Here is a 17,735-nt window from a genome sequence, read left to right as displayed (position 1 = left end):
TATTATACCAAAAAATGATCGGAGATTTCATCTTATTTTAATCGGATTCTAGTATAACAGTCCATTTCTACCAATCAAAAAAACAAAAAAGCACCCAAATTGTTGAGTGCCTGTTGTATCGAAGTTTTCCTTTAAGAAAATCACTTTTTATCTATTTAAATTTTCCAAACTTATATCCCAAGTCCTTATAATATGCTATGATTTCAGGTAATGCTTGAATAGTAAGTTCCTTTGATCTATTGTCATGCATCAATATAACTTGCATATTTGAAGAGGAACCTTCCGTAAGTTGTTTTACCATATTTACCATGCCTTGTGCCGTAGTAGGCCTTCTAGACGCCGGTTCTGCATCTCCAGTCATATTGTTCCAGTCTATCCACTCTACACCTTGAGCTTTAAGTTGTTCATCAGCTGATTCAAGATTTTGCCAGGACATATGTCCTCCTGGATATCTCCAGGTTTTAAAAGAAAAGTCCTTACCCAAATATTCTTTAGCCCTTTCTTGAATCTTATTGAAATCAGAAATTATATTAGCAGCATTTCCAACTCTTCCTGGATAAAGATATCCATAATCATGTCCAAAACTATGGGCAGCTACACAATGACCCTCATCATACATCCTTTTAAAAATATCCTTTGTGTCTTCATTGATATACTGTCCTTGCAAAAAGAATGTGGCAGGTACGTTATTGGAATCCAGTATATCCAATATCCTTGGAGAAGAACTACCATCTGGACCGTCGTCAAAGGTTAAAAAAACCACCTTTTCTCCAGTATATTCTTTTTCTCCCTTGGTTATTGCTCTTACTTCCCCTGCATCGAATGTTTCTTCTTTAAACTTATCGCTTGCTGTATCGGTAACTTCTGTTGGATTTGTTTCCTTTTTATTATTTTCTTTATTCTTTGCTTCTTTTTTATCCTCGATTTGAGAGTCCTTTATCTCGGAAGTGATGGCAGAATATGCCTTTTGTTCCCTTATAAAAATTCCCACAACCAAAGCTAATAAAAGTAGTGATAAACTTAAAAGAAGCCCTTTTATTTTGTTCACCTAATCAACTCCTATTACTTTTTCTCTAAAATCTTGATAGCCTCCTTTAATTGACTATCCGTATCTAAAAATTCCGGACCAAAATTGATTATATCCTCTGAAAGTTCAACCTGTACATCTGGCTTAACCCCTATTTTATGAATCTTCTTATCCTTAGGAGTAAAATATTCCTGAATTGTAAGTTTAATAGCACCGTCATCATCGACTCCAAAGTTCTTTGCTGGAGCAATGGTTTGAACAATTCCCTTTCCAAAGCTATTCGTTCCAACAATTGTTGCCTTTTCATAGTCCTTGATTGCCCCTGCCAATATTTCAGAAGCTGAAGCAGATCCACCATTTATCAGTACAACCATTGGTAAGTTTTCTTCCTTAGCATCGGACATATCCACTTCTTCTTTCTTGTTTTTGTCCACCGTCTTTACAATCGGACCTTCTGGTAGAAGATAGTCTGCAATCTTAACGCAGGTGTCCTTTAACCCGCCAGGGTTGTTCCTTAAATCCAAAATAATACCTTTTACGTCTTTTTTCTTTAGGCCTTCATAATTTTCTTTGAATTCATCAAAGGTCTTTTCTCCAAACTGAGATATATGGATATACCCTAATCCCTCAAGAACTTTGGAGTCCACAGTAACAAGATTAATATTGTCCACTGTGATTTCCATATCTATATTCTCATAGTTATCATCAGATTTTTTTCTTTTGATGACAAGTTTAACCTTGTCTCCTACTTTTCCCTTCATAATTGCAGTTGCTTCATTTAATCTATCTCCAGGATAAACCTCACCATTTACAGAGTAGATAATATCATCAGGCTTAATTCCAGCCTTAAATGCAGGAGAATCCTTAATTGGAGATACAACCTTTATCAAATTGTCCTCGGTGACGGTAATAAAAATACCTATTCCCTTATATTCTCCACTGGTACTCTCCATAAAAGAATCGAACTCTTCCTTTGTCAAGTATTCAGAATAAGGGTCGTCTAAACCTTTGAACAGTCCTTTGTAAACCCCATTTTTAAGTTCTTTCTTATCCACATCAAATAAAAAGTACCTGTCAATTACAGATTTCATCTCTTCGGCTTTTGCAAACACCTCATAATCATTTCTATTTAAAATCACCTTATCTCCTGAAGATATAGCCATTCTATTCCCCATGATAAAGGATCCTAACATCAATGCAATTACTAAAATGGTGGCTAAAACCCATTTCAATCCTTTTTTCATATTTCACCTCTAATTATCTTATCATAAATTTCCTTTGTAAAAATTACAAATTTCTTACAATTATAAAAAGTGTGACAACTAATCACACTTCTTATCCTTCTCTATCTGAATCTTTATAGCCTCAATTCCAACCTTAATCGCTCTGTCAACATCCTCGTATAAGCTGTTTTCAAGGCCCTGTTTCTGTCTTTCCTGATTATTTATACAGACAAATACACCACCAGCTTTAACTTTCCTATAGGATGAAACAATAAAAAGGGTTGAAGATTCCATTTCAGAAGCAAGACAACCTAGCCTTAACCAAGCCTTCCATTTATTTTCCAATTCACTAGAAACCGGCTTGGTCTCAGGACTGTGCTGTCCATAAAAGGAGTCCTTACTTTGAACCACTCCCACATGATAGGAAAAATCTAAAAGCTTACTAGCTCTAACTAAAGAATCACAAATATCAAAATCCGATACTGCAGGATATTCTATCGGAGCATACTCCCTGGAGGTTCCATCCATCCTAATGGCCCCTGTTGCAATTACCACATCCCCAGACTTTACATCCAGGTCCATTCCACCGCAGGTGCCAACTCTAATCAGGGTCTTTGCCCCAATATTGACAAGTTCTTCAACGGCAATTGCAGTAGAAGGTCCGCCTATACCCGTGGAACAGACGGTAACCTTTACGCCATCTAAAAATCCATTGTAAATGCAGTATTCTCTATTATCTGCTACTAAAACTGGATTTTCAAAGTACTGTGCTATAAGTTTAGACCTCTTTGGATCTCCTGGAAGTAAGACATACTCTCCGATATCTCCTTTTCTAAGCTTTATATGAAACTGTTCTTCTCCTAAAATTTCCCTAGTCATTTTACCCTCTTAATTTGTCAACTTATACAGATTGTACATATTTCTAGCGGTAATTGAACTACTGCCACCAAGTACATAAAAATCTGATATATCCTTGTTCTTATAAAAATCTTCTAATTCCACAGTCAAATAATCTTGAGGTATTATCTGTAGTGGAGCTTTCAATTTCCCAACTACTGGCCCTATAGACAGTGCATCAGCTACGTTATATCCATTTGCAAAAAACATTGGACTATAGTTGGTATAGTATTTTTGATTTACCTTTGCCCCAGTCAAAAACCTGTCCTTGCCACTAATTCTAGAAATACTGTCTATTCCTGCAGCAGTTAGTTGATTCTCAACGGATTTGGACACTGTAGAATCCCCACCTACTATGGTCACTTTTTCAATTTTGTAGGCCTTTAGAAAGTTTATCATAGAGTTATTAATTTTATCCTTAGTTGAAAACAACACCGGAATTCCATCCCTTGCAGATACGGACACGATATTTATAGAGTCTGCCTCGTTAAATCCATTTACTAAAAAAACTTCTTTTTTGTTCTTTAAGTCAGCTCTTCTTGCAATCTCCAATGAAGTTTCAATTCTGCTCTTTCCATAAACCCTTTCTACCTGAGCATAGCTCTTTAATTCCTGTTCTAAGTCCTTCCCAATAGTTGACTGTCCTCCAATGATGATTATCTTCTTTGGTTGAAGTCTCTTTAAAGCGCTCTTTGCGTTTTGGGATAATCTAGCGTTGGGAACCAGTAATAGCGGTCCATTTTCCTTCTGCGTTAAAGAACCCATACTAAGCCCATCTGCAAAGGAACTTTGATTAGTGATATAAACATAATCTGAAGTCTTGTAGAAATTATTACTTATCTCTAAGGATGTTTCAGATCTGTTTTGTCCCTTAATTCTCTTAAGACTTGAATATTCATCATAATTAAGCCCTAATTCCACAGCCTTTGCTGCATCTACTAGGCCATATCCATAACCCATATTAGGACTAGCGGAAAAACCTGGTCCAGTAAGAGGTTTTGCCGTCATGGTTAAAATATTCTTTACTTGAGCGTTATTTAAATTTCTATTGCCCTGTAAGATTAATGCGATAATTCCAGAAACATTAGGCGCAGCTAATGATGTTCCCTTCCATAAAGAATAACTATTCTTCGAATCTGAAGCATATACATTATATCCCGGAGCAACTATCTCAGGTTTGATATTGGATTTTGTAGGGTCCAATGGTGAAGGTCCTAGTTTCGAAAAATAAGCCAATTTATTATCCCTATCAACTGCTCCCACTGCAATGACATTTAAATTTGATGCAGGGTAGTCGATAGATCCTAATCTATTATTACTCTCTAAATTTCCTGAAGCAAACACTGGAATTATACCTGCATTTATCCAAGCTTCGATCATCGGGTCAAACCATCTTTCCAAAGTGTTCTTTCCCCAGGAATTGTTTATTATATTTGGCGCTAAGTCGGCTCTTCCCCCTGGAGCTAGAAACCATTGAGCCGCTTTAAGAATATTGCTATTGGTAGTGGTCTTTGACTTAAATGCTCTAGCGGCAATCCATGTAGCCTTTGGTGCTGCTCCAATATTTTTACCTACAGCCATGGAAACTACAGCTGTTCCATGTCCATTGTCTCCAGAGGTTGGTTTATCTGACTCCTTAAAGACATCATACCAGGAAGTTGATGCACCTTCCACATGCCCTCTCCAGTTTTCGTAAAGTTCAGAATTTTTATAGTCGGCGCCTTCCAAGTCAACACCACTATCTAAAAAACCTATAACTATATCTGTACCAAAGAGTTTGTATTTGTTTCGCACATCCAAGACATTGGTATTCTTTAAATCCCAGTCCTTATCATTTGCTGATAGAGATGAGTTGTTTTCTATATCTTGCAGTTCAACTTCTCCATTTTCAACAACTTCCAAGATATTGTCCTGTGATAATATTTCTTTTATCAGGTCACTATCCCCTTTTATCCTTATGGAGTTTGTAATGTAGAAAGGCTCGACTACTTCTACTTTTTCAGCATTTTTTTCTAAGATATCCAAAGTCTCCTTCTGGGAAAGATTTGAATTTTCTTTAAGTTCTTGAATAAATTGTTTTCTTTGATTTATTTGAGATCCCTTACTTCCAGACAAGTCAACAGAGGTTTGTGTATTCTTTTCATCCTTAAAAGTAATCAAGACATCCACAACTTTTTCAGTATCCAGTTTCTGAAGTAACTCATCAGTAATAACTCCTTGATTTCCCAAGGTTTTAGTCGGGATAATCATTCCAAAAAACAAAACAAATGCCATCAAAAACGAAATTTTTTTCTTCATATTATTCTCCTACAATTACTCTTCCTACTGTTTTTAAATTTTCTTTCTCATCATATATACAAATATAAATGTACTTTCCCTTGTCAACTTCCACTATATCTGTCCTCTTTGCATTGAGAACTTGTTTAGAAAAACTTTCCTTCTTGTAAATTATGGAAATCTCTTTAACTTTAATATCAGGATCTAAGGTGTTTAACATCAGTTCAGTGTATACCACATTGTTAACATGATTATTTACATCAATATCAAGTTGACCCATAGGTCTTTTAAAATTATAGGTAAACTTTAAGTCTTCTGGAATTTTCAAATCCACTAAAAGATTTTTAACCTCTTTTATATCATAGCCCTCGATATAGGATTTAGGTATCCTTACAGGACTACGTCTCGATTTGGAAAGAAGAATCCATTCGGATTTAACTTTTATACACTCCTGTCCCTCTTCGTCATAGACCGTAAAGTCCCTTAGGGCAAAAAACTTTCTTACTCCTACAATTTCAGTCCTTACCCTAACCTTTGTCCTAATTTTAAGCTCTTTTAATATAGACATGTCCCATCTATAGACCACCCAAAAAATATCGTCAAAAAAGTCAGTATCGTCCCTATGGGAATGACTTACTGCAGTTTCACAAATTATATCAAAGATTTTAGTCAAATCTATTTTTCCTGATTTTTTATCAAAACCATATAGGTTAAATTCCTGTTCAAATGTCTTATTCATTTAAAATATATTTCACCAACAATCCCTTTTCTTTATTCAAATATCCCTTTGTAACGAAATCCTCCAAAAGATTGGTAAACTGTTCTACAGAGTAGACCACTCCCTCATCTTCTTGAATCTCCTTACAAGTATCCATTATGTCCAGTTCATTAATAGGTAAATAATTCTTTAACATATTTATAATAGCAGAAACATCCTCATCTTGTCTATTGACCAACTCCTCAAAGGGGTTTTCACCATGGGGAGTAAGGGTATGGGAGGCTCTTATCCTAACATACATAGTCCTACCTATAGCGGATTCCGACAAAAATACATCCCCAGTCTTTAGATAGGGAAGTCTATTGGTCTGTTCAACTGAAAGATCCGTCTCCTCCTTAATGGTTTGAATGTCAGTGGACCTTGTAGTTCTATAAATAAACTTTGTATTTAATTGTGCCGTAATGGTATTGTCTAGAAGGGATGGCCTTTGAGTAGCCAGTATTAAAAACACTCCATATTTCCTTCCTTCTTGGGCAATTTCCCTTAAAATATACTTAGAGCTCAAATCCCCGTTCCCATCGAAACTCTGAGGTGCAAAATTATGAGCTTCATCGGTAATTACAAAAAAAGGAGGAAAGTAATCCATTGTTTCATTTTTAATAATACTGTCTTTATAGCTTCTTCTTAGGTCATAGAGACTACTTATAATATAGGTAGAATATACCTGTATAATCTTAACCGAACCTTGTATCACAGCAATTTTACCCATTTTTAGACAATCGAAAACAAGTTTGGAGTCATGTTCAAAAATTCCTAAATTATTGAGCCTATTAAATCTCCAACTTACCCCCTGAACGGAACTAGGAGGACATTTGTCATTGTATTTATTATAGATTTGAAACATGATCTCGTATCTTTTCTTTTCATCTCCCGAAACTTCCGCCGCCATTTGTCTTATTCTCTCAGGCGATCCTATCTTTTGTGCCTCTATCAGATAGTTTAGTCTATTGGAAAAGCTGAGTACCGAGTCATTGTATTTGTGAAGGACTTCAATAACAGACTCCATTCCTTCAGTAAGTCTAGAGGAAGTACTGATTAAAGCCTTGAGTTCCCTTGTAGATATCTTAGTAAAGTCAACACCAGTGTTTTCTCCAATGACAAATTTGGAGAATTTATTATTATAGTCAGGTCCATAATCTTTTTTACTTCTTAAAGTAAAATCCATTTCATAATGGGGGTCTAAAATTATTCCAGGGACGTCCTTATTCATGAGCTCTTCTATAAGAACCCTTAGCCCGTAGGATTTTCCAGAACCTGATCCTCCAAAAATCCCTATATGGGGATAGTGATGCATCCCATAAAGATTTAAAATATAGGGTAGTTCCCTTTGTTCCCTAAATTCTCCATCTTCCAGGGTATAGCATATATTTTTAAGTTTTTCTGGACCAGTTTGAAAGATATCGTCGGTATTTCTAATAACACCAACATTCATACCTTTGTCCAATGAAGAGGACATGAAGTATTTTTTTACCTCATCAAAGGAGGGAACCCTGCAAGAAGATCCCGTTTCAATAGCATAGGTACTCTCTTCTAAAAGTCTAATCTTTCCTACATAGATCGTATCTTCCTCTAAGTTAAAACCAAGGGCCACAAGGTTGTCGATTAAGTCCGAATCCAAGACACCACCTTCTTTGGGCACGGTGATATACCTATTGTAACTGTGAACTTCTACAACTTCCCCCAGTATATCCCCAAAGCTATCCTCGATCATAAGAAATTCATTGATTCTAAACTTTCTATCATTAGAGCCAACATAGGCCTCCTGTTGATCCGTCATACCAATTATTTTTATATCCATTACATCTCCCTCTTGTCCCTTTGCGAGTGGAACAATAACTCAAACCTATTTTTACCTATATAGGTTTCACATAAGTCCTTAATCTTCTTATTGGTTATCCTAGCTTTTAAATCCACCATGTCCAATATAAAGGGAATACCCCTTCCCTTCTTATGGGTAATTGAAAGAATCAACTTTAAAGCCAAATCCACGCTGCCAAACTGTTCTTCCAAAATATCTACTGCTATTATATTAGGTTGCAAAGAGGACCGTAAGAACACAGATCTAAATCCATAGTTGTCCTTACCCTTATCCTTTTTATTTGGGATGAAACATTCCCTAAATTCCAAAGAATTAAACAAGAACTCCCTATCATAAAAAAAGTCCGTATCATAGTCCTCTTTTATATTTTTAAAGACAATATCTGTTTTAATGTCCTCAATTATACCTATTAACAATATACCTTTCTTTAAAGCCTCTTCCTTTAACCTAGTCCAATAATCTCTACAGAGTATTTCATAGCGAATTAAGGATCCGTCCATGATTATTATAGATGGCTTCTCCTTCAAGGATTCTAAGGCTGCTATCACTTCAATTTTAGCAAGTATTCTTTCCAAAGTGTTTCGTTCTTCATATATATTTATATCTTCCAATAGTGGACAGTAAACCTCCACCTTTTCGATAGAATCAATATTATTTTTTATTGCCATCCCTCTAAAAACCTGAATATAGTGGGGAAATGCTCCTCCATACTTATTTGTGGAACCGTCCACCGCAAATACTCCTCCAGATTTTTCCAATTTTTCCAATTCCTCTGTGTTCAAAGGATTTAATTTATCAAAATATCCAAACTTAGATAGGATAGCCTTCTTGTCCTCTACACTTAAAGAGTCGAGAAGGGAATATTTGTTTTTTAATTTTTCATTTAGAATCTTTATCTTCTCAACCATTTCACTCTTCAAGTCCATCACCTATTTCCAAACTAATTTGATAGACTTCATTCTTACGCAGTCCATATTTTTTTGAAACCTCACTGATTGCAGACTTCTTTGTTAAACCCTTTTCTAGTTCAATTTCCAATAATTTTTTTATATCAAGCTTTTCCTCAACTTCATAACTGTCTAAAACTATTACAAATTCACCTTTGACATTTTCCTTTTCTCTATATATGTCGTAGACTTCCTGTAGACTTCCCCTTATGACTTCTTCATAAATCTTTGTCATCTCCCTAATGACCGCTACCTGTCTATTGGGAAAATTGCTAGACAAGTTTTTTAAAGTATCTACAATTCTATGAACAGATTCATATATAATAACCGTTTCAGGTCTATTTTTAAGATCCTCAAGAAATTCATTCCTATCCTTATTTTTTCTAGGAAAAAATCCAAGAAAGGAAAACTTCTCATTGTCTAGACCCGACAATACTAAAGCTGTAATAGTCGCAGAAGGACCAGGTAAGACTTCAAAGGGCATTTTTTCTTCTATTAGCTTTTTTATTATTACATGACCAGGGTCTGATATTCCTGGCATTCCTGCATCGGAAACCAGAGAAAGCACCTTGTTTTCTCTTAAATTTTCCAAAATTTCGTCAATTCTGCTATTTTCATTATGCTCATGATAGGAGATTAAATTTCCTTTGATATTATAGTGATTAAGCAGTTTTATAGTATTTCTGCTATCTTCACAGTAGATTACATCAGATTCTTTTAAAACCTCCAAAGCTCTTAAAGTTATATCCTTTAGATTCCCTATGGGAGTGGGAATAATATATAGCTTACTTTCCATCATATAAATCAATTATTTCCTTTCTATATCCTCCATCTTCGTAGATAATTAGAGGCTTTTCATAGGTGAAGAATTCACCGGCATTCTTAACAAATTCAACCAAAACAAATTGAGGCTTTTCTTCTCTTCTAGATAGTACAGGAACTATTCGCTTTGGTTCTATCCTATATTTCCTGCCATAATAAAATAGGTCTACCAATCGCTGCGGCCTATTTACCATGAATAATTTGCCTAATTCCTTCAATTTGCTCTTTGAGAACTTGAATATATCCTCCAGTTTAAGATATTTTTCATATCTGGAAATCAACTTGTTTTCATTTTCATTCTCTATACCACAGCCATATTTAAAATAGGGAGGATTTGTTACAATTACATCCAGACTATTTTCTTCAAAAATATCGTAACAGTCATTAATATCTTTATTTAAAGGATGAATTCTTTGTTCCAAATTATTGGATTTAATATTCTTAAGCAAAATTTCGAAATTATCCTTTTGAATTTCAACACAGTGTATTTTTGAAGGCGAATAAAGATCAAAAACCCTCAGGGAAATAATTCCCGTTCCGCCACCTATTTCAAGAACTATGTCCTTCGTTTTTACTTTACAAAAAGAGGACAATAAAATTGCATCGATACCAAAGGAAAATTTATCCCTATCTGAATATATATGTAAATTCGTACCTAGAATATAATTCTTTTCTAACACCCTATCACCCTACCTCATTATATTACACTTTTGAACATTTAATAAACTTCTTGTCTATAAAACTTTAACAGGCTGTCTGTGCTTCAATATATAAATCTATATATACAAAAATATAAGCACCCTATACAGAGTGCTTAACAATAATTAAAGTTCAATTTTAAAAGTATTTGACTAGTCATTTTTTAAAACATGAAGATGCCTTTCAATATTTAGTCCTTCTGTCCTATCGATACATTCCCTTTTCTCAGACTCTGTTATTGCATATCTTATAAAATCCCCTGCAAATTTCGAAGAATCTTTTAATGAATATCCCTTTAATACAAAACTTAACACAATTGCAGAAAAAATATCCCCCGTTCCAGGATAATTAACAGGAATTCTATCATAGGGCAATTTAAAATACTCATCTAAAGTCCTGTCGTACCCTGCTATATAAAAATTGCCATTAGGATCGCATACCGATGTAATAATTACAGATTTTGATCCTAGACTTCTAATGCCATCGATCAAATCTTTAAGCTCTCCCTTAGAATTTACATCAATGCAATTGAACCTCTCTTCCAATAGGAGATAACTTTCCGTAATATTTGGAATGGAAAGATCCGCAAAGGACATCAATTCCCTCATTATTTCAATCCTATCCACTTCAATACCGTTGTAGAGTTCTCCGTTGTCCCCCATTATCGGGTCCACCATTACATAGGGTTTATTTGTGTAGTTTTTATGTAATATATTTTCACATAGTTCAATTTGCTTATTATTAGTCACAAAACCTATTCCCATAGCAGAAATATCAAAACCCAAACTCTCCCAAACCTTTAAAGCTTCTTGTATATAATCTGTAGAATCTAATATACTAAACTTTCCATAGTCCAGGGTATTAGATATAACCATGGTTGGTAAACTTAATACACTATACCCCATATAGTACATTATCGGTGTCATGGCAGATAGGGCAACTCGACTATAGCCTGGCCAGTCGTTTACCAATAACACATTACTTCTTCCCATCATTCCTCCAAATCCTGCATCAATAATTTATAAGTTGAGATCTATAATTCAAAAAGGAGCCCAAAGGCTCCAGTTCAATCTCCTTTATGTACAACTATTATTGAGCTTCAATAGCATTAGTTGGACAAACATCTTCACAAGCTCCACAGTCGATACATGCGTCAGCGTCGATTACGTAGATATCTCCTTCAGAAATACAATCTACAGGACATTCTGGTTTACATGATCCGCAAGCTATACATGCGTCAGTAATTACACGTGCCATTATTTTCACTCCTTCCTCTCATGTTAATCTAATTATTACACGAATTTATAATAAAATCAAGGTCATTAATCATTATTCTCCTTAGAAAACTTATTTACCTTAAATTTTATCTCATCTAAATGAAAAGGTAGTATCTCCTCTGTCTCTTCATCTGTTTTAATCTTAACCTTTAAAAACTCCGTCAAGGTGTCTGTGGCAACGACCTCTCCCTTACCAAGATTAGTAGAGACAATCGCACCAACCCTTGGCATTCTCTTTAACTTTTCTTCATATCCCTCTTGTTCGTATTTCAAACAACACATCAATCGACCACACATGCCTGAAATTTTAGTTGGATTTAAAGATATGGATTGATCCTTTGCCATCTTAATAGAAACCGGTGCAAATTCAGATAAAAATCTACCACAACAGCATTCCTGTCCACAGGCAGCTAATCCACTTACTATTTTTGCATGATCTCTAACACCAATTTGTCTTAACTCTATACGCATCCTAAAGATGGAAGCCAAGTCTCTAACCAATTCCCTAAAGTCAACCCTATCATCAGAGGTAAAATAAAAAATGACTTTATTGTTGTCAAAGGTGTATTCACAATCTACTAACTTCATATCCAATTTGTGCTCTTTGACCTTTTCTATGCAAATATCCATGGCATCCTTGGCCTTTTTGATATTTTCTCTATTTATAAATTTATCAGTTTCGTCTGCGATTCTTAAAACCGGTTTTAAATCCCTAACTATTTCATCATCAGAGATCTCCCTAATTCCGATTACACAGTGTCCGTATTCAATCCCTCTAGCCGTTTCGACAATCACAGGATTTCCTACCTGTATTTCATAACCGTTAGGGTCGAAATAATAGACTTTACCAGCCCTTTTAAACCTTACTCCAACGACCTTAACCATTTTGTTCCTCCATTATATATAATAAAAGCTCCTCATAAGAAAGCTGAAAATTTGTATTTGTTTTAAAGTTGTTCCATATCTCAGAAATTTTTTCTAGAATTAAATAGATATCCTCTCTAGAGAAAACCTCTGTATTCCTGTATATATTGTAATTGTCCGGTATAAATAATGCATCCTCTTTTTTAGGTTCAGTGCCATAAAGATAAAGATCGTAGAAAAAACAGTAAAAATAGTTGTATAGCTTATCCACGTCATCCTTTAAGCCACCAAGGTAATCTCTTTTGTCGAAAATTACCAACAAATCCCTTTTAAAACATCTAAGTAAAATTTCATTTATCTCTTTCCAGGGATTAAGTTTATCCTGTTTATCTGGAAAAAAATTTATTATTTGACATCTAGAATAGATAGTCTGTATTATGGACATTTCATTATTTGTCTCTATTATGATAATTCCATATTTTGGAGGCTCTTCAAGCACTTTCAATAAAGCATTTGCCGACTCTTTATTAAACTTCTCACCCTTGCGAATAAGTATTATCTTATGCTCATTTACAGTGGGTGGAGTTTGTAAAAATCTTATTGCCTCTCTGATAGAATCAATCCTAATAGCCGTACCCTCCGGGTTGATCTTTAATAGGTCCGGATTGTAATACTCTTCTATTGAATCTTCTTTTGAATCATCCTTTAAGATAATCTTCAAAAATTTTAAGGTCTGACTTTCCAGCAGCTCATCATCATAGGATTGAAAAAGATACGCATGAGTCAAATTAGATGTTTCAATTTGTCTATTTAAAATTCTATCTAACACAATTAAACCCTTTTCATCTTTTCCAAGTCAAAAGTAAATAGATTTACATTGTAGGACTTGTCGTCATCAGGGTCCCTAAGCCTGTTTTTACTCATACCATCCATAATCCTTAAGATTTTTTCCTTGCTTTCATCTTCATAACCTATTAATAAGGTTGTATTTCCCTTTCTTAAAACTCCTCCTGTAGAAGCTAATTTGGTACATCTTATCTTGTCTATAGCCAACATCTTAATAATATCATGGGCTATATCATCCTCTACAACAGCAATCATCAATTTCATTAAATCACCTAAAACCTAAAATAATCGTCCACATCCAGAACAAATACCGTAGCCCCACCAATGGTCACTTCTACTGGATAAGGAATGTAGGAATCAGCTGGTGCAGATATATTAAGTAGTGAAGAGTCTGCTTTTCTAGATTTACAATCATCATCGATTATCTTCAAACATTCGTCTAATCTTTCATCCTCTACACCAATTAATAATGTTGAGTTACCTATCTTAAGAAAACCTCCAGAAGATGATAACTTTGTCATTCTAAAATCTCTTTTTGACAAGTCCTCTCTAAGTAAATATAGATCTTGATCTTGTACAATTGCCACGATTAATTTCATATCTTCCTCCTATAGCTTTTTAATATCACCGAAAAACAATCCGAAACCACTTCCTCAATAGATCTATTTCCATCGATTATAAAGAAGTTATCCTCAGATTTATAACGCTCTTTAATGTAATTATACCCTTTAAACACTTTTTTGTGAAAGAATTCTTCCTCTTCTTCCAATCTGTCGGTGGTATTTCTGTTTTTCTTTCGTTTAAAAAGATTTTCCTCAGAGACTTCGAAAAACAAAACAATATCTGGTTTAACCCCTTGAGTAGCAAATAAATTGAGCTCCTCTATCTTTTCAACTCCTAAATCCCTGGCATAGCCTTGGTAAACCAAACTGGATATTACAAATCTATCGCACAAAACCATATTGCCTTTTTCTAAATTGGGCACAATAAGTTCTTCCACGTGCTGACTTCTAGATGCCGCATATAGTAAACTTTCCGTTGTATCTGTAAGACTTACATTATTTACATCCAAAATAATATCCCTTAACTTTTCGGAAATTTCAGTTCCTCCTGGCTCCCTAGTCTTAATAACTGGAATTTTCTTTTCTCTTAACCTGTCATAAACCTTAGCTAGTACAGTAGATTTACCACATCCATCTGGACCCTCAAAAGTAATAAACATATAGTCCCCTTTACTTTATATTATACTATATAAACTTCCCATTAGTAGCAATAATATGTAATTCATTACCACTTCCACTTGATACTTTAATAAAACAAGTTTTAATTTTACAAAGTTCAAGTATTAGTACTTTGATTGATTAAAAAAACACCCCTTCACCTTCGATACAATTAAAGTTAATCCTGAAATTAACGTCTTGATAATCGAATGTAAAGGGGTAATACTATCTATTTAGTCTTATCAACAAACTTTGTTGGATTTAATGAAATTCCAGGTCCCATTGTAGATGAAATAGAAACAGTTCTTAAATATTTTCCTTTAGATGAAGCTGGCTTAGCCTTTATAATAGCAGACATTATAGCTTCTAAGTTCTCTTGAATCTTTTCAGTTCCAAAGGAAACTTTTCCTATTGGAGTATGAATGATATTAGCTTTATCCACTCTATATTCAACCTTACCTGCCTTGATGTCCTTAACGGCATCTTCTACATCAAAAGTAACTGTTCCTGACTTAGGGTTTGGCATAAGTCCTTTAGGTCCTAATATTCTACCTATCTTACCTACTACCCCCATCATATCAGGTGTTGCAACAGCAACGTCAAAGTCAAACCAGTTTTCATTTTTAATCTTGTCGGCTAATTCTTCGCCGCCTACAAAGTCAGCTCCAGCAGCTTCAGCTTCTTCAACCTTAGCTCCCTTTGCAAAAACTAGAACCTTAACTTCTTTACCAGTTCCATGAGGAAGAACTAACGCTCCTCTAACTTGTTGGTCTGCATGTCTTGAGTCAACTCCAAGCTTAACATGAAGCTCTACAGTTTCATCAAACTTTGCTTTTGCAGTTTCCAACACTAAATCTATTCCTTCTGAAATATCATATAATTTTGTCTTATCGACTAATTGTGCACTTTCTTGGTATTTTTTACCTCTTTTTGCCATATTAAACCTCCTCGTGGTAATAACGAATTCTTTCTCCCACTAATCTTCTACGGTGATACCCATACTTCTTGCTGTTCCTGCAACCATTCTCATTGCAGATTCTAAAGATGCAGCATTTAAGTCAGGCATTTTTATCTCAGCTATTTTAGCAACTTGATCCTTAGTTAACTTTCCTACTTTTTCCTTATTTGGAACTCCTGAAGCCTTGTCTAAGCCCAATTCTTTTTTAATAAGAACAGGTACTGGTGGAGTCTTAGTGATAAAAGTAAATGATCTGTCTTGGTATACAGTTAAAACAACAGGAATAATCATGCCCATTTGATCTTGAGTCTTTGCATTAAACTCCTTTGTAAACTGCATTATATTTACACCGTGAGGTCCTAGAGCAGTACCTACCGGTGGAGCCGGTGTTGCCTTTCCGGCTGGAATTTGTAATTTTACAATTGCTTGAACTTTTTTTGCCATTTTAGTCCTCCTAAATAACTAATGTGGTTATGGCGGGTAACTCCCTCCCACTGGAATCTATAACGAACGATTAAATCATAATATTCAAATTATATTTTTTCAATATCTGAAAAGTCCACCTCAACAGAAGTATCCCTTCCGAAGATAGACACAAAGGCCTTAACCTTTTTCTTCTCAGTATTTACTTCCTCAACGGAACCTATAACATCTTTGAAAGCACCGGAAACAATTCTTATATTGTCGCCAACTTCAACATCGATATCCACTACAGGAGCAGAACCGACACCAAAAGCTCTCATTTCTCTTTCCGTTAAAGGCACAGGTTTTGAACCGGGGCCTACAAATCCCGTTACACCCCTGGTATTTCTAACTAGATACCAAGAAACATCATTGATTATCATCTTAACGAAAACATATCCTGGGAAGAGCTTTCTCTCTTTCGTCTTTGAAACGCCGCCAACTGTGGACACATACTCTTCTGTAGGTACCATTACCTCGAAGATATCATCTACATGTCCTCTGTTTTCTACCATTTTTTCAATATTTACCTTAACCTTATTCTCATGTCCAGAATAAGTGTGTACAACATACCATTTAGCATCCTTTTCTCTGTCGCTAAAGGTCTTGTTTTCATCGGTCATTGCCAGCATCCCCCTTCTTTAACTAGTTCTTACTTTGTGAATAAACTAAAAAGAAAATGGAAAACTGAATCTAGACCAAAAACTATCAATGCTACTGCCAATGAAACCAAAACAACGACTATAGCATAATTTAAAACTTCTTTTGGTGTAGGCCATATAATCTTTTTCCACTCAGCCATAACACCCCTGGTAAATGTCTTTTTACCGGTATTTTTTTGAGCCATTTAAACCCTCCAATACTATAACTATCTTGTTTCCTTATGCGGAGTATGTTTCTTACAGAACTTGCAATATTTGCTAATTTCAATTCTTTCTGTAGTGTTCTTCTTATTCTTTGAAGTAGTATAGTTTCTGTTTTTGCATTCAGTACATTCCAAAATTACAGAATCTCTCATTGCACACCTCCATATTCTATTTATGGATAATTTCCATACCAAATTAATTTACCATAAAACCTTGTAATTGTCAATTTTTCAAAGCAATTTTTGATCTATTCCTTCGAATATTTTTACATGGCAGTCAGGAGGTTTTAAGTAAATCTTATCTAGTTTTGACAACTAGTTTTATACCCTATAAACTTTCAGCTATCTAATGTAAAAGTCTCCTACATTTCCGTAGGAGACCCCCTTACTTACCTATCGAGATAAATACCTCGAATAGATCTTACTCTTCTTCTGTTTCTTCAAAATCCTCGAAATCATCTTCGTCTAGATACTCTTCGTAATCATAGTCATCGTCGTCAAAATAGATATCGTCATCATCAAAGTCGAAAATAGAATCTTCAACATCTGATAGATCGTCATCTAGGAAGGTTAAATACTCTTCCACATCCTCAAAATCATAAGATAAGTCTTCAACCTCAGCAGTCAAATCCTCTAGGACATCAATAATCCCTACCAATAATTTGCCTTCTTTTGATTCTTCATCTACTGAAATTCCTTCAGCTAATCCTCTCAAATAAGCAATTTTTTCATATAGATCTCTCATATTTTACCC

22 protein-coding genes are annotated in these 17,735 nt (G+C 34.9%); all 22 read right to left on the bottom strand.

What is annotated here, in order from left to right; translation table 11 throughout:
• Positions 1 to 151 precede the first annotated feature (151 nt).
• The 22 genes from Q1K37_RS05850 to Q1K37_RS05745 all read right to left on the bottom strand — a co-directional run bounded on the left by Q1K37_RS05850 (position 152) and on the right by Q1K37_RS05745 (position 17,726).
• On the bottom strand, positions 152 to 1,048 hold the full coding sequence (locus tag Q1K37_RS05850; RefSeq protein WP_300410413.1) for a polysaccharide deacetylase family protein: 897 nt from the start codon (positions 1,046 to 1,048) through the stop codon (positions 152 to 154).
• Between the two features lie 14 nt (positions 1,049 to 1,062).
• On the bottom strand, positions 1,063 to 2,271 hold the full coding sequence (locus Q1K37_RS05845; RefSeq protein WP_300410411.1) for a S41 family peptidase: 1,209 nt from the start codon (positions 2,269 to 2,271) through the stop codon (positions 1,063 to 1,065).
• A gap of 78 nt (positions 2,272 to 2,349) precedes the next feature.
• Complete coding sequence (udp, locus tag Q1K37_RS05840; protein ID WP_300410410.1) at positions 2,350 to 3,129, bottom strand: uridine phosphorylase; 780 nt, start codon at positions 3,127 to 3,129, stop codon at positions 2,350 to 2,352.
• Between the two features lie 9 nt (positions 3,130 to 3,138).
• Positions 3,139 to 5,445 (bottom strand): S8 family serine peptidase, encoded by a 2,307-nt coding sequence (locus Q1K37_RS05835; protein WP_300410409.1) that lies wholly within the window; start codon positions 5,443 to 5,445, stop codon positions 3,139 to 3,141.
• A gap of 1 nt (position 5,446) precedes the next feature.
• Positions 5,447 to 6,163 (bottom strand): acyl-ACP thioesterase domain-containing protein, encoded by a 717-nt coding sequence (locus Q1K37_RS05830; RefSeq protein ID WP_300410407.1) that lies wholly within the window; start codon positions 6,161 to 6,163, stop codon positions 5,447 to 5,449.
• A complete protein-coding gene (locus Q1K37_RS05825) occupies positions 6,156 to 8,000 on the bottom strand; it encodes an ATP-binding protein (protein ID WP_300410406.1) in 1,845 nt (614 codons plus the stop codon). The genes Q1K37_RS05830 and Q1K37_RS05825 overlap by 8 nt, the downstream gene beginning before the upstream one ends.
• A complete protein-coding gene (locus tag Q1K37_RS05820) occupies positions 8,000 to 8,941 on the bottom strand; it encodes a DNA double-strand break repair nuclease NurA (protein ID WP_300410404.1) in 942 nt (313 codons plus the stop codon). The genes Q1K37_RS05825 and Q1K37_RS05820 overlap by 1 nt, the downstream gene beginning before the upstream one ends.
• Positions 8,931 to 9,767, bottom strand: coding sequence for a 16S rRNA (cytidine(1402)-2'-O)-methyltransferase (gene rsmI / locus Q1K37_RS05815; RefSeq protein WP_300410402.1), 837 nt, complete (start codon positions 9,765 to 9,767; stop codon positions 8,931 to 8,933). The genes Q1K37_RS05820 and rsmI overlap by 11 nt, the downstream gene beginning before the upstream one ends.
• Entirely contained in the window at positions 9,754 to 10,470 is a 717-nt protein-coding gene (locus Q1K37_RS05810; RefSeq protein ID WP_300410401.1) for a tRNA1(Val) (adenine(37)-N6)-methyltransferase, read from the bottom strand. Before Q1K37_RS05810 ends, rsmI begins: the two co-directional genes overlap by 14 nt.
• 171 nt (positions 10,471 to 10,641) lie before the next feature.
• Positions 10,642 to 11,481, bottom strand: coding sequence for a bifunctional hydroxymethylpyrimidine kinase/phosphomethylpyrimidine kinase (locus tag Q1K37_RS05805; RefSeq protein ID WP_300410399.1), 840 nt, complete (start codon positions 11,479 to 11,481; stop codon positions 10,642 to 10,644).
• A gap of 97 nt (positions 11,482 to 11,578) precedes the next feature.
• Positions 11,579 to 11,746, bottom strand: coding sequence for a 4Fe-4S binding protein (locus Q1K37_RS05800; RefSeq protein WP_300410398.1), 168 nt, complete (start codon positions 11,744 to 11,746; stop codon positions 11,579 to 11,581).
• 65 nt (positions 11,747 to 11,811) lie between these two features.
• Positions 11,812 to 12,651: a stage 0 sporulation family protein gene (locus Q1K37_RS05795; protein WP_300410396.1), complete on the bottom strand. Its 840-nt coding sequence runs from the start codon at positions 12,649 to 12,651 to the stop codon at positions 11,812 to 11,814.
• Positions 12,644 to 13,459, bottom strand: coding sequence for a hypothetical protein (locus Q1K37_RS05790; protein WP_300410395.1), 816 nt, complete (start codon positions 13,457 to 13,459; stop codon positions 12,644 to 12,646). Before Q1K37_RS05790 ends, Q1K37_RS05795 begins: the two co-directional genes overlap by 8 nt.
• A 2-nt stretch (positions 13,460 to 13,461) precedes the next feature.
• Complete coding sequence (locus Q1K37_RS05785) at positions 13,462 to 13,740, bottom strand: cyclic-di-AMP receptor (RefSeq protein ID WP_300410394.1); 279 nt, start codon at positions 13,738 to 13,740, stop codon at positions 13,462 to 13,464.
• Positions 13,741 to 13,748: 8 nt separating this feature from the next.
• Complete coding sequence (locus Q1K37_RS05780; RefSeq protein WP_300410393.1) at positions 13,749 to 14,075, bottom strand: cyclic-di-AMP receptor; 327 nt, start codon at positions 14,073 to 14,075, stop codon at positions 13,749 to 13,751.
• Positions 14,072 to 14,698 (bottom strand): dTMP kinase, encoded by a 627-nt coding sequence (tmk, locus tag Q1K37_RS05775; protein WP_300410391.1) that lies wholly within the window; start codon positions 14,696 to 14,698, stop codon positions 14,072 to 14,074. Before tmk ends, Q1K37_RS05780 begins: the two co-directional genes overlap by 4 nt.
• Before the next feature lie 227 nt (positions 14,699 to 14,925).
• A complete protein-coding gene (rplA, locus tag Q1K37_RS05770; protein WP_300410389.1) occupies positions 14,926 to 15,633 on the bottom strand; it encodes a 50S ribosomal protein L1 in 708 nt (235 codons plus the stop codon).
• A gap of 39 nt (positions 15,634 to 15,672) precedes the next feature.
• Positions 15,673 to 16,098: a 50S ribosomal protein L11 gene (gene rplK, locus Q1K37_RS05765; RefSeq protein WP_300410387.1), complete on the bottom strand. Its 426-nt coding sequence runs from the start codon at positions 16,096 to 16,098 to the stop codon at positions 15,673 to 15,675.
• Between the two features lie 89 nt (positions 16,099 to 16,187).
• On the bottom strand, positions 16,188 to 16,739 hold the full coding sequence (nusG, locus tag Q1K37_RS05760) for a transcription termination/antitermination protein NusG (RefSeq protein ID WP_300410385.1): 552 nt from the start codon (positions 16,737 to 16,739) through the stop codon (positions 16,188 to 16,190).
• A gap of 29 nt (positions 16,740 to 16,768) precedes the next feature.
• Entirely contained in the window at positions 16,769 to 16,963 is a 195-nt protein-coding gene (gene secE / locus Q1K37_RS05755) for a preprotein translocase subunit SecE (RefSeq protein WP_300410383.1), read from the bottom strand.
• Positions 16,964 to 16,984: 21 nt separating this feature from the next.
• Entirely contained in the window at positions 16,985 to 17,134 is a 150-nt protein-coding gene (rpmG, locus tag Q1K37_RS05750) for a 50S ribosomal protein L33 (RefSeq protein ID WP_300410381.1), read from the bottom strand.
• 268 nt (positions 17,135 to 17,402) lie between these two features.
• Positions 17,403 to 17,726 (bottom strand): CD1247 N-terminal domain-containing protein, encoded by a 324-nt coding sequence (locus tag Q1K37_RS05745; protein WP_300410380.1) that lies wholly within the window; start codon positions 17,724 to 17,726, stop codon positions 17,403 to 17,405.
• Positions 17,727 to 17,735: the final 9 nt, after the last annotated feature.

This window comes from Lagierella sp. (genome assembly GCF_029983815.1).
Lineage (GTDB): Bacteria > Bacillota > Clostridia > Tissierellales > Peptoniphilaceae > Mediannikoviicoccus.
Note: the sequence above shows the minus strand (reverse complement) of the source record. Positions and strands in the feature narration are given on the sequence as shown.

Excerpts from the sequence above, each read along its gene's own strand:
- Q1K37_RS05845 (WP_300410411.1), bottom strand. The coding sequence starts at position 2,271 with ATGAAAAAAGGATTGAAATGGGTTTTAGCCACCATTTTAGTAATTGCA.
- udp (WP_300410410.1), bottom strand. The coding sequence starts at position 3,129 with ATGACTAGGGAAATTTTAGGAGAAGAACAGTTTCATATAAAGCTTAGA.
- Q1K37_RS05835 (WP_300410409.1), bottom strand. The coding sequence starts at position 5,445 with ATGAAGAAAAAAATTTCGTTTTTGATGGCATTTGTTTTGTTTTTTGGA.
- Q1K37_RS05830 (WP_300410407.1), bottom strand. The coding sequence starts at position 6,163 with ATGAATAAGACATTTGAACAGGAATTTAACCTATATGGTTTTGATAAA.
- Q1K37_RS05825 (WP_300410406.1), bottom strand. The coding sequence starts at position 8,000 with ATGGATATAAAAATAATTGGTATGACGGATCAACAGGAGGCCTATGTT.
- rsmI (WP_300410402.1), bottom strand. The coding sequence starts at position 9,767 with ATGATGGAAAGTAAGCTATATATTATTCCCACTCCCATAGGGAATCTA.
- Q1K37_RS05805 (WP_300410399.1), bottom strand. The coding sequence starts at position 11,481 with ATGGGAAGAAGTAATGTGTTATTGGTAAACGACTGGCCAGGCTATAGT.
- Q1K37_RS05800 (WP_300410398.1), bottom strand. The coding sequence starts at position 11,746 with ATGGCACGTGTAATTACTGACGCATGTATAGCTTGCGGATCATGTAAA.
- Q1K37_RS05795 (WP_300410396.1), bottom strand. The coding sequence starts at position 12,651 with ATGGTTAAGGTCGTTGGAGTAAGGTTTAAAAGGGCTGGTAAAGTCTAT.
- Q1K37_RS05785 (WP_300410394.1), bottom strand. The coding sequence starts at position 13,740 with ATGAAATTGATGATTGCTGTTGTAGAGGATGATATAGCCCATGATATT.
- Q1K37_RS05780 (WP_300410393.1), bottom strand. The coding sequence starts at position 14,075 with ATGAAATTAATCGTGGCAATTGTACAAGATCAAGATCTATATTTACTT.
- tmk (WP_300410391.1), bottom strand. The coding sequence starts at position 14,698 with ATGTTTATTACTTTTGAGGGTCCAGATGGATGTGGTAAATCTACTGTA.
- rplA (WP_300410389.1), bottom strand. The coding sequence starts at position 15,633 with ATGGCAAAAAGAGGTAAAAAATACCAAGAAAGTGCACAATTAGTCGAT.
- rplK (WP_300410387.1), bottom strand. The coding sequence starts at position 16,098 with ATGGCAAAAAAAGTTCAAGCAATTGTAAAATTACAAATTCCAGCCGGA.
- nusG (WP_300410385.1), bottom strand. The coding sequence starts at position 16,739 with ATGACCGATGAAAACAAGACCTTTAGCGACAGAGAAAAGGATGCTAAA.
- secE (WP_300410383.1), bottom strand. The coding sequence starts at position 16,963 with ATGGCTCAAAAAAATACCGGTAAAAAGACATTTACCAGGGGTGTTATG.
- rpmG (WP_300410381.1), bottom strand. The coding sequence starts at position 17,134 with ATGAGAGATTCTGTAATTTTGGAATGTACTGAATGCAAAAACAGAAAC.
- Q1K37_RS05745 (WP_300410380.1), bottom strand. The coding sequence starts at position 17,726 with ATGAGAGATCTATATGAAAAAATTGCTTATTTGAGAGGATTAGCTGAA.